Genomic DNA, 12,113 nt, shown 5'->3' on the forward strand with positions numbered 1-12,113 from the left:
TATAGGCATAGGTTGGTTGCGTGCCGAAGGCGGCGGTAGATTGTTCCGGTGATTCGCGACGACAGCCCTGATGGAGCCGTTCGGTCGGTTCTGGGTGCGGCCGCACTCATGTAACAAGATCGGTCTGTTGGACAGATAGTTCAACGAATATTTTTTACCTGATTGATATGAGAACTGAATCCGGAGATGCGGGCGCCGCACTCGTATGGACGAGTGGGCGTCCCTCCGGATGGGCGGGGAGCGCTGTGTGGTGTTCCGGAAGTGAGGTTACGGTTGAACCGGCTGGATTTCGGCGGAAACGGCGAAACTGGTGACGAACGGACACACGCTGGTTCCGGAGCGGAACCCGATCTGTCCGGCGCTTTTCCACTGTCGCCCGCTCAGCTGGGCATCTGGTACGCGCAGCATGTCGACCCACAGGTGCCGATCAATGTCGCGCAGTACGTTGACCTGCGCGGCGAACTCGACCGTCGAGCACTGAACCGGGCCAGTATCGATACCGCGAGTGAACTCGGCTCCGGTTTCCTGCGCATCATCGAGATCGACGGCGAGCCGCTGCAGTATGTCGACTACACGCTGCGCGACAGTGACGGGCTCCGCTACGTAGATCTGCGGGACGAGGACGATCCGGAGACGGCGGCAATGGCGTGGATGCGCGCCGACTATAGCTGCCCGCTGGACCTGGTCCACGACCGTTTGGTGCGGATCGCGGTTCTCCAGCTGCGCGACGACCACTGGTACTGCTACATGCGGTCGCACCACATCGCAGTAGACGGTTTCGGTGCGATGAACACCTTGACTCGGATCGCCGAGCTGTACACTGCGTATGTCACCGGCACCGAACCGGCCCCTAGCAAGGCCGCCGACCTGCGCACGTTGTTCGAGCAGGAGATGGCCTATCGTGATACCGCACGTTTCGCCACCGATAAGGCGTACTGGGCCGAACGAGTCGCCGGTCTAGAGGGGGGTATCAGCCTGCCCGGCCGGGCCGCGCCGCCCGCTCCAGTCAACGGGATCTCCAGCGCCGCGCTGTCCGATGGGCAGCACGCTCTGCTCGAAGCCGCTGTGGCCCGCCACGATTCTTCGCCCGCCGGGCTGTTGCTCGCCGGCTTCGCCAGCTATCTGGCGCAGTGGACCGGCTCAGAGGATGTGATCCTGAGCTTGCCGGTGACTGCGCGTACCACCGCTGCGATGCGGCGCTCGGCAGGCGTCTCGTCCAATATTGTGCCGCTGCGCCTGCGTGTCGGATACGACACCACCGTAGCCGGGCTGTTGCGGCAGGTGGCGGCCGAAGTGTCGGGCGCGCTGCGTCATCAGCGCTACCGGCATGAGGACATCCGCCGCGATTCGGCTGCCGACGGCGTGGTGACCACGCAGTTCTTCGGTCCGTGGGTCAACATCATGTTGTTCCAGGACGAGGTAGTGCTCGGCTCGATTGTCGGCCAGATACATCTGTTGTCCACCGGCAGCATCGAGGATCTGGGGGTCAACCTCTACCAGTCGGTCGCGGGATCACGGACCCACATCGACTTCGAGACCAATCCCAACCTCTACACCGAGGACGAGGCGCGCAGGCACCATAGTCGCTTCCTCGAGTTCTTCGATCGCTTTCTCGACGCAGGCGCGGATGAGCCGGTATGGGGGCTGCGCGTCACCACCGCCGATGAGCGCGAGCGGATGCTGCGGGAGTGGAACGACTCTCAGCGCGATGTCCAGGAGACCACGCTTGCGGCGTTGCTGGACGCGCGCACGTCGGTGCCCTCGGACACCATCGCGCTCGATTTCGAGGGCGCGACATTGACCTACGCGGAGTTCGACGCGCGGGTCAACCAGCTGGCCCGCGCGTTGATCGCCGACGGCATCGGTCCGGAATCCTTGGTCGCATTGGGGATGCGTCGGTCGCTGGAGCTGGTGATCGGCATGCACGCGGTGCTGAAGGCAGGCGGTGCGTATGTACCGATCGATCCGGAGCATCCGGCGGAACGCACCGCTTACATCCTCGACAGCGCCGCGCCGGTCTGTGTGTTGACGTTGTCCACCGAAGAGCCGGAGCTCCCCGTGTCGGTGCGCCGGGTGGCGATCGACTTGATCGATGTGTCGGCGTACTCCGCGGGCCCGGTCACCGACGCCGACCGCCGCGCGCCGCTACGCCACGACAACACCGCGTATGTCATCTACACCTCGGGCTCGACCGGCCGCCCGAAGGGCGTGGCGGTCACCCACCATGCGATCGTCAATCAGCAGCTGTGGATGCTGGACCAGTACCAGCTGACTGCTGAAGACGTCTACCTGCAGAAAACCCCGACCACCTTCGACGTATCGCTGTGGGGCTACTTCCTGCCGCTGCTGGTGGGCGCGAAGCTGGTCATCGCCGCCCCGGATGGACACCGAGACCCGCTCTATATCGCGGACATGATCGGACGGCACAGGGTCACCGTGACCGACTTCGTCCCGTCCATGCTTACGGTGTTTCTCGCGCATGCCACCTCCGCGCAATGCGCCACGTTGCGTGCGGTCTTCGTGATCGGTGAGGCATTGCCGCCGGAGACGGCAGCGGAATTCAGAGCGCTCACCACAGCGCCGGACGGTCGCTCCGCAGGCTCCGTTCCAGCAGGATTGCACAATCTGTACGGTCCCACCGAGGCCGCGGTCTCGGTGACTGCCTGGACGGCGACGGCTACCGACACAGTGACCGTGCCGATCGGTACTCCGGAGTGGAACGTCCAAGTCTATGTGTTGGATTCGCGGCTTCGCCCAGCTGCGATCGGCGCACCGGGCGAGCTGTATCTCGGCGGCCGCCAGCTCGCTCGCGGCTATCTGAGTCGCCCGGACCTGACCTCGGACCGCTTCGTCGCCAACCCATTGGCGGATAAAGCGGGATCGCGGATGTATCGCACTGGTGACTTGGTGCGCTGGACCGATGCGGGAACGCTGGAATACCTCGGCCGCACCGACTTCCAGGTGAAGTTCCGCGGCCAGCGCATCGAGTTGGGTGAGATCGAGACCGATCTGCTCGCGCACCCGGCGGTCAGCCAGGCCGCGGTGCTGGTCATGGACACAGCCACCGGTCAGCAGCTCGTCGCTTACGTCGTCGCGGCTCCGGGCCGGATAGTACAGCCGGTGGAGCTGACCCGATTCGTCGCGGAGCAGCTACCGAGCTATATGGTGCCCTCGTCGATCATGGTGCTGGATGCCTTCCCGCTCAATACCAGCGGCAAGCTGGATCGTAAGGCACTCCCCGAACCGGTATTCGGTGCTGACGTAGGGGGATTCCGCGCACCACGTACCCAGGCCGAGCAGGTCGTAGCAGGCATCTTCGCCGATGTGCTCAGTCAGGACCGGATCGGCATCGACGACAATTTCTTCGACCTCGGTGGCAACTCGCTGGTCGCGACCCAGGTGGTGGCGCGCATCAGCGCGGCCTTCGGCACCCAGCTCGGAGTGCGCGCGCTGTTCGAGGCCCCGACTGTCGCAGGCATCGCGGCCAAGGCCCGCAGTGCCGCCCCTGCCGATGAAACACGCCCGCCCTTGGTGGCCCAGCAGTTACCGGAACGAGTGCCGCTATCGCTGGCACAGCAGCGCATGTGGTTCATCAACCAGTTCGATCCGACCGTGCCTACTTACAACCTGCCGTTCGTGGTGCGGTTGCGCGGCCAGGTGGATGTGGCGGCGCTGCAGTCGGCGCTGCTCGATGTGGTCGCCCGGCAACAGTCGCTGCGTACGATATTTCCCGAATCCGGCGACGGCGGTTACCAGCAGGTGCTTTCGGTCGACCAGGTCGATCTCGGCATTACGGTGCAGCCGATCGATACGGTCGAATTGCACGATGCGCTGACCGAATTCGCCGCACGTGGCTTCGATGTGGCACGTGAGTTGCCGATCCGGGCGCGGGTGTTCACTGTCACCGATGGGCACGACGGCGACGAAGCCGACTATGCGGTCGCGGTCGTAGTGCATCACATTGCGGCCGACGGCTTTTCGTTCGGTCCGTTGGCGCGCGACGTGGCTGCCGCCTATCTGGCTCGCGCTGCGGGCCAAGCGCCGAGCTGGGCGCCACTGCTGGTGCAGTATCAGGATTTCAGTGTATGGCAGCGTGAGTTGCTCGGCTTCGAGTCCGACCCGGAGTCCATGGCAGCGCGCGAGATCGCCTACTGGCGGCAGACTTTGGCCGGACTGCCGGATCAGCTTGATGTACCCACGGATCGGCCGCGTCCTCCGGTCCAGAGCTTCCGCGGCGGACGGGTGAGTTTCGAGATCGATGTCGAGTTGCATCAGCGGCTCGTCGCATTGGCTCGTGCGCAGGGCGTCAGTCTTTTCATGGTGCTGCACGCATCGCTGGCTGTACTGCTGGCCCGGTTGTCGGGGACTAGCGATATCGCGATCGGCACCCCGATCGCAGGCCGGGGCGAGCAGGCGCTCGACGATCTGATCGGTATGTTCGTCAACACTCTCGTGCTGCGTTCGGAGGTGGACGGTGCCGAGTCGTTCGCCGAGTTCCTCGACCGCACCAGGGAAACCGACCTTGCCGCGTTCGCGTTCGCGAACGTGCCGTTCGAGCGGCTGGTCGAGGTGCTCAACCCGACCCGTTCGCAAGCACGGCACCCGTTGTTCCAAGTGATGTTGTCGTTCCAGGAGATGTCGCACGCGACCTTGGAGTTGCCAGGGCTCTCGATTACCGCTGACGAGCTAGAGGTGGATATCGCCAAGTTCGACTTGCAGTGGACAGTCACCGAAGAGCGTGGTGTTCAGGGCGAGCCCTCGGGGATGACTGCGGTGATCTCCTTTGCCGCCGATCTGTTCGATGCCGCGACAGTCGTAGAGTTCGGTCGCCGGTACGTGCGTGTGCTCGACGCTGCCACGCGTGCACCGTGGAATGCCGTACGCGACCTGAAGCTTCTCGACGAGGCCGAGCGCGCCCAGGTGTTGACCGAGTGGAACCACACCGGTCGCGCCGTGCCGGCCAGCACCGTACTCGAGTTGTTCGCCGAACAAGTGCGGACCCGGTCACAGGACCTCGCCGTCGTATTCGATGGTGGGACGGGCGAATCCGGCCCGGTGGTCGAGCTGACCTACGCCGAATTCGCTGCGCGGGCTCATCGTTTGGCGCGTGCGCTGATCAATGCGGGTGTCGGTCCGGAAACTCTGGTCGCGATCGGTATCCGCCGTTCGGTGGACATGCTGGTGGCGATCTACGCCACCATGAGCGCTGGCGGCGGTTATGTGCCGATCGACCCGGACCATCCGGCCGAACGCACCGAGTATGTGCTCGACAGCTCGGTGCCGGTATGCGTATTGACCACCACCGGTGACAACGTCACCGCGGCAGGCATCCCCGTGCTCATGGTGGATACCATGGATTTGAGCGGGTACGGTGCCGAACCGATCACCGACGCGGAGCGTCATGCCCCGTTGCGGCCTGCCAGTACAGCGTACGTGCTCTATACCTCCGGCTCCACCGGTCGCCCCAAGGGCGTGGCGGTCAACCATGCCGCGTTGGTCAACCAGATCGCCTGGATCATCGGCGAATATCGGATCGGCCCGGCCGATGTGATCCTGCAGAAGACACCGGCGACCTTCGATGTATCGGTGTGGGAGCTGTTCGGCACCCTGGCTGCCGGTGCCCGCATGCTGATCGCTACCCCAGAAGGTCACCGCGATCCGATGTATTTGTCGGAGATCATCGGACGCCACCAGGTCACCATGACCTCTTTCGTGCCGTCGATGCTGTCGGTGTTCGCTGGTGCCGCCTCGACAGCCGAATGTGCCTCGCTGCGCGCGGTTCTGGTCGCCGGTGAGGCATTGCCAGCCGCGACCGTCACCGCATTCCGGCAGTTCTCCACCGCCGTGGTGCACAACCTGTACGGTCCGACGGAATTCACCGTGCACGCCACCGCGTGGCAGCTCACCGAGGTCGCGCCGACCTCGGTGCCGATCGGCCGCCCCGTGTGGAACGCGCAGGCCTATGTGCTGGACGAGGGCCTCAATCCGGTGCCGGTCGGTGTGCCGGGCGAACTGTACCTGGGTGGTGAGCAGACCGCCCGCGGCTACCATGGCCGATCTGATCTGACCGCAGAACGCTTTGTCGCCGATCCGTTCGGCGCACCAGGTTCCCGCCTGTACCGCACCGGTGACCTGGTGCGCTGGGTACGGCCACGCGACCGGGAGGTCGGTACCGCCGGCGTGCTGGAGTACATCGGCCGCACCGACTTCCAGGTGAAGTTCCGCGGTCAGCGCATCGAGCTCGGTGAGATCGAGTCCGCCCTGCTGGAGCATCCGGCCGTCGCCCAGGCCGTGGTATCGGTCGTGGACACGGTCGCGGGCGATCAGCTGGTCGCTTATCTGGTCACCACGGGGGGGCCGGTCGATCTCGACACGGCCAAGAACATGCTGCACCGCACCTTGCCTGCGTACATGGTGCCCTCGGCGATGATGGTGCTCGAGACATTCCCGCTCAATGCCTCCGGCAAACTGGATCGAAAGGCATTGCCCGCCCCGGTGTTCGAAGTGCGCGAATTCCGCGCCCCGACCACGCCGATCGAGGAGATCATCGCGCAGATCTTCGGCGAAGTACTCGGCGCATCCCGGATCGGCGTCGACGACGATTTTTTCGAACTGGGTGGCAATTCGTTGATCGCCACGCAGGTCGTTTCCCGTCTCGGCATCGCGCTGGATACCAGGGTGCCGGTCCGCATGCTTTTCGAAGCGTCCACAGTTGAGGCTTTGGCCGCACGAGTGGAATCGCATGCTGGAGACGGAGCCCGCAAAGCGCTGGTCGCCAGGCAGCGTCCGGAACATGTGCCACTGTCGTTGGCCCAGCAGCGCATGTGGTTCCTCAACCGGTTCGATACCGCCTCCGCGGTCAACAACATCCCGATCGCCATCCGATTGTCCGGCGATCTGGATATCGCCGCGTTACAGGTCGCGGTCATCGATGTGATCGATAGGCACGAGTCGCTGCGGACGGTCTTCCCGGAGACCACTAATGGCCCGGTGCAGGTGGTGTTGGATGCCGCGCAGATCGTGCCTGATCTGACTCCGATGCCGGTAACCGAGCACAACTTGATCGATCACTTGGTCGAGCTCGCCTCCATGGCCTTCGACGTGACCAGTGAAGTGCCGCTTCATGCCAGGCTTTTCGAACTCGGTGAGACCGAGTATGTGCTGTGCATGGTGGTGCATCACATCTCAGCCGACGGCTGGTCGATGGGCCCGCTGGCGCGCGATGTCATGGTGGCCTACGCTGCCCGCACCTCGTGGGAGGCGCCTTCCTGGTCGGCATTGCCGGTGCAATACGCTGATTACGCGCTGTGGCAGCGCGAGGTGCTCGGATCGGAAGACGACCCGAATTCGCTGATCGCCACCCAGATCCATTATTGGACAAACGAACTCGCCGATTTACCGGACGAATTGGTACTGCCATCGGATCGGCTGCGCCCCCCGGTCCCGTCCTACCGTGGTGGCACCTATCCGTTCGTGATCTCCGGCGACACACAGCAAGCCCTGACCGAGTTGGGCCGCAGGTACAATGCCTCGCTGTTCATGGTGCTGCACAGTGCGCTCGCGGTATTGCTCGCCAGAATCAGCGGAACCAGTGATATCGCCATCGGCACGCCGGTCGCGGGCCGCGGCGAGGCCGCGCTGGACGACATGATCGGTATGTTCGTCAATACTCTGGTGCTGCGCACCGAGGTGGACGGTGGAGTGCGTTTCGCAGATCTGCTCGCCCGAGCGCGTGAGACCGACCTGCAGGCGTTCGCGCACGCGGACGTGCCGTTCGAGCGGCTGGTAGAAGTGCTCAACCCGGCCCGATCGCAGGCGCGTCATCCGTTGTTCCAGGTGATGCTGACCTTCCAGAACACCAGACAGGCCAGCCTGGAATTACCCGGCCTCTCGGTCAACGGCATCGACTACGATGCCAGGCTGGCTAAGTTCGACCTGCAGCTGACCCTTTCGGAGACGCAGGATGAACTAGGTGATTCGGTCGGCATGTCGGCCGAATTCTCCTATGCTGCCGATCTGTTCGACGAGCCGTCTGTCGCCGCGTTCGCCCGGCGCTTGGATCGCATTCTCGCGACCGTGACGGCCGATCCGGATGTGCCCATCGGCGATATCGACCTGCTCACGCCCGAGGAGCGTGCGCAGGTGCTCATCGATTGGAACGACACCGCGCATCCGGTACCTGCCGAGACGTTGGCCTCGTTGTTCGACGAGCAGGTGAGCGCGACACCTGAGGAGATCGCGCTGGATTTCGATGATGAGCGACTGTCCTACCGTCAGTTGAGTGAGCGCGTCAACCGCATCGCCAGACAGCTGATCGGCGCGGGCATCGGACCAGGATCGATGGTGGCGCTGGCGTTTCGGCGTTCGACTGAACTGGTTGCCGGGATATATGCGGTGGTGCAGACTGGTGCGGCCTACCTGCCGCTCGACCCGGATCAGCCTGCCGATCGAATCAACTACATCATCGAGACCGCCCGACCGCGCATGGTCTTGTACAGCTCGGCGGACGGGTTGGTTCCGGATCTACAGCAGTCGGCGACCGCTGTGCCGATCGAAGGTATCGAAGGGGCACCTGGTTTCGCCGTCACCAGCGGTGCGCCGATCACGGATGCGGAGCGCACGCGACTGCTGCGACCGGAGCACACCGCGTACGTGATCTTCACATCGGGCTCTACCGGACGCCCGAAGGGGGTGGCGGTCGATCATGCCGCGATCGTCAACCGACTGCGATGGATGCAGCATGAATACCCGATCGGCCCCGCGGACGCAGTGCTGCAGAAGACTCCTGCCACGTTCGACGTGTCGGTGTGGGAGTTCTTCTGGCCCTTGCAGACCGGCGCCCGGCTGGTTGTCGCCCGGCCGGACGGTCATCGTGATCCGGTGTATCTTGCTCGGATAATTGCTGAAAAGCGCATCACAACAGTACATTTCGTTCCTTCGATGCTGTCGGTCTTCGTTTCCGCGCTGGGTGGGGAGGACAGCGAAGTCCTGTCATCGTCGCAGCTGCGTCAGGTATTCACTTCGGGTGAGGCGTTGCCGGCCTCGACCGCGGCCCGACTGTGCGAGCTGACCGGTGCGCGGCTGCACAACCTCTATGGTCCTACCGAGGCTGCCGTCGACGTGACTTATCATGAGGTGACCGATGCCGATACGATGTCGGTACCGATCGGAAGGCCGGTGTGGAATACCCAGGTCTTCGTGCTCGATAGTCGGCTGCATCCGGTCGCTCCTGGTGTCGCGGGTGAGCTCTATCTGGCGGGAGATCAGCTGGCGCTTGGTTATCTGGGTCGCCCGGACCTGACCGCGGACCGATTTGTCGCCAACCCCTATGATGTCCCGGGCACACGGATGTATCGCACCGGTGACCTGGTGGCTTGGACCGCTGCGGCGAGCGCTGAGTCAGGCACAGCTGGAGAGCTGCTGTACCTGGGCCGCACCGATTTCCAGGTGAAACTGCGCGGTCTGCGCATCGAGCTCGGCGAGATCGAAGCCGCGCTTCTGGCGCAGCCAGGTGTCACACAGTCGGTCGTCGTGCTGCGTTCCGACGCGCGCGCGGGCGATCAGCTGGTGGGCTATCTGGCAGCCGAACCGGAGACGGCGATCGACATCGATGCGGTGAAGGCCGCACTGGCTACGGTGCTGCCTGGCTATATGATCCCGGCCGCGTTGGTTGTGTTGGAGGCGTTCCCGGTCAATGCTTCGGGCAAGCTGGATCGTAGGGCGTTGCCTGCGCCAGTGTTCGAAGTCAAGGGATTCCGCGCGCCTACGACGCCGATCGAGGAGATCGTGGCGGAAGTCTACGCCGATCTGCTCGGTGTGCCACGCATCGGGGTGGACGATGATTTCTTCGAGTTGGGCGGCAACTCATTGGTGGCCACGCAGGTGGTCGCGCGCCTGAATGCCGCTTTGCACACCGGGATTGGTGTGCGTGTGCTGTTCGAGGCGCCGACAGTGGCCGCATTGGCCACCCGGGTCGAGTCACATACGGCAGTCAGTGCGCGCCGAGCTCTCACCGCACAGGTACGGCCGCAGTATCCGCCGCTGTCGCTGTCGCAGCAGCGGATGTGGTTTCTTAACCGCTTCGATATCGTCGACGCGCCGACCAGTTCGAGCACGGCAGCCTACAATATCCCGGCCGCAGTGCGGCTGGAAGGTGCGTTGGATCTGGCCGCACTGCGCGGCGCTGTCGCCGACGTAATCGCGCGTCATGAATCACTACGCACCATCTACCCGTCCCACGAGGGCGTGGCCTATCAGCGGGTCTTGCCCGCTACCAAGGCAATTCCCGAACTCGATGTCGTCGAGATGGCCGAAGGACAATTGCCGCAGGTCCTCACCGAATTCGTCGGCCACGGTTTCGACGTGACGAGCCGACTGCCAGTGCGTCTGCGCGTCTATCGGCTCGCTTCGACTGATCATGTTCTGGTCGTAGTAGTGCACCATATCGCCGCCGACGGTTTTTCGATGCGACCGCTGGTCCGTGATCTGATGTCTGCTTACGTGGCGCGTACCTCCACCGTCGAACCCGGTTGGCCGCCACTGCCGGTGCAGTACGCGGACTATGCGTTGTGGCAGCGCGACACGCTCGGTACCGAGGATGATCCGATTTCGTTGATCTCCGAGCAGCTCGGCTACTGGCGGGACACGCTCAGCGGACTACCCGACGAGCTGCGTCTGTCCGGTCGTCTACGGCCCGCAGTGGCGTCGTATCGAGCGGGCACGTATCGGTTCCGAGTGCCCGGTGAACTGATCGAGGAGCTGAGCAGGGTCGCGCGCGCGCATGGCACCACGCTGTTCATGGTGGTGCATGCCGCCTTCGCCGCGCTATTGGCGCGGTTGAGCGGCTCTGACGATATCGCCATCGGCACACCGGTCGCCGGCCGCGGCGAACAGGCGCTCGACGACCTGGTCGGTATGTTCGTCAATACCTTGGTGTTGCGCGCTCAGGTGGACATCGCGGAGTCGTTCACCGTTCTACTCGCTCAGGTCCGTGAGCGCGACCTGCAGGCGTTCGCGCATGCGGACGTGCCGTTCGAGCGGGTGGTCGAGGTGCTCAACCCGACTCGCTCGCAGGCACGCCACCCACTGTTCCAGGTGATGCTGTCGTTCCAGAACCTCGGTCGCACCGCGCTGGAATTCCCCGGCCTCACCGTCCGTGAAATGGGTATCGACCAGTCGACGGCGAAGTTCGACCTCCAGCTGACGCTCAGCGAGGTGCCCGGCGCCGAGTCGGCGATGGACGCCGAACTCGTTTACGCCACCGATCTTTTCGATGGGACATTCGCCGCTGCCTTGGCCGAGCGTTTCGTGCGCTTCCTGGACGGAGCCACCGCCGATCCCTCGATCGCCATCGGTGATATCGACCTGCTGGATGATGCGGAACGGGCACTGGTGATCGAGCGGTGGAACGACACCGCCTTCTCGGTCGATGCCGCACTCACCCCTCCGGTGGGCGATGCCGCGGCGACGCTGGTTTCGCTGTTCGAGGCACAAGTCGTGCGTACCCCGGACAGCGCGGCGGTGACTTTCGAGGGGACAAGTCTGTCCTATATCGAGTTCGCCCGCCGGGTGCACCGGTTGGCGCGGTGGCTAGAGCGCAATGGCGTAGGCCCGGAATCGTATGTGGCGCTGGGTATGCGCCGCGGGCTCGACCTCGTGGTCGGCATGTACGCGGTGAATGCCGCAGGCGGCGCTTATGTGCCGCTGGATCCGGACCATCCGGCCGAGCGCATCGAGCACATCCTGGAAACTGCTTGTCCGGTATTGGTGCTGACCTCCGATTTCGATCTGGCGACCACTGTCTCCCGACAGGTCCGCATCGATCAGCTGGATCTGTCGGAGTTCTCCGATGAACCGCTGACCGATGCCGATCGGCGCAAGCCTTTGCGGCCGGGCAATACCGCGTATGTGATTTTTACGTCGGGTTCGACGGGTCGGCCGAAGGGTGTGGTGGTTTCGCATGCGGCGATTGTGAATCGTTTGGTATGGATGCACGCGGAGTATGGTCTCGCGGCTGATGATGTGGTGTTGCAGAAGACGCCGGTGACGTTCGATGTGTCGGTGTGGGAGTTCTTTTGGCCGTTGCAGGTGGGTGCGCGGTTGGTGGTGGCCAA

Annotated in this window: 1 protein-coding gene; it reads left to right on the forward strand. The window is 64.0% G+C overall.

Translation table 11 applies throughout. From position 1 onward, the window contains the following. Window positions 1-273 precede the first annotated feature (273 nt). On the forward strand, window positions 274-12,113 hold an 11,840-nt coding region (locus ACX4ZE_RS15225), incomplete at its 3' end, for an amino acid adenylation domain-containing protein (RefSeq protein ID WP_480274082.1).

The sequence above is a fragment of the Nocardia sp. TBRC8007 genome (genome assembly GCF_056629435.1).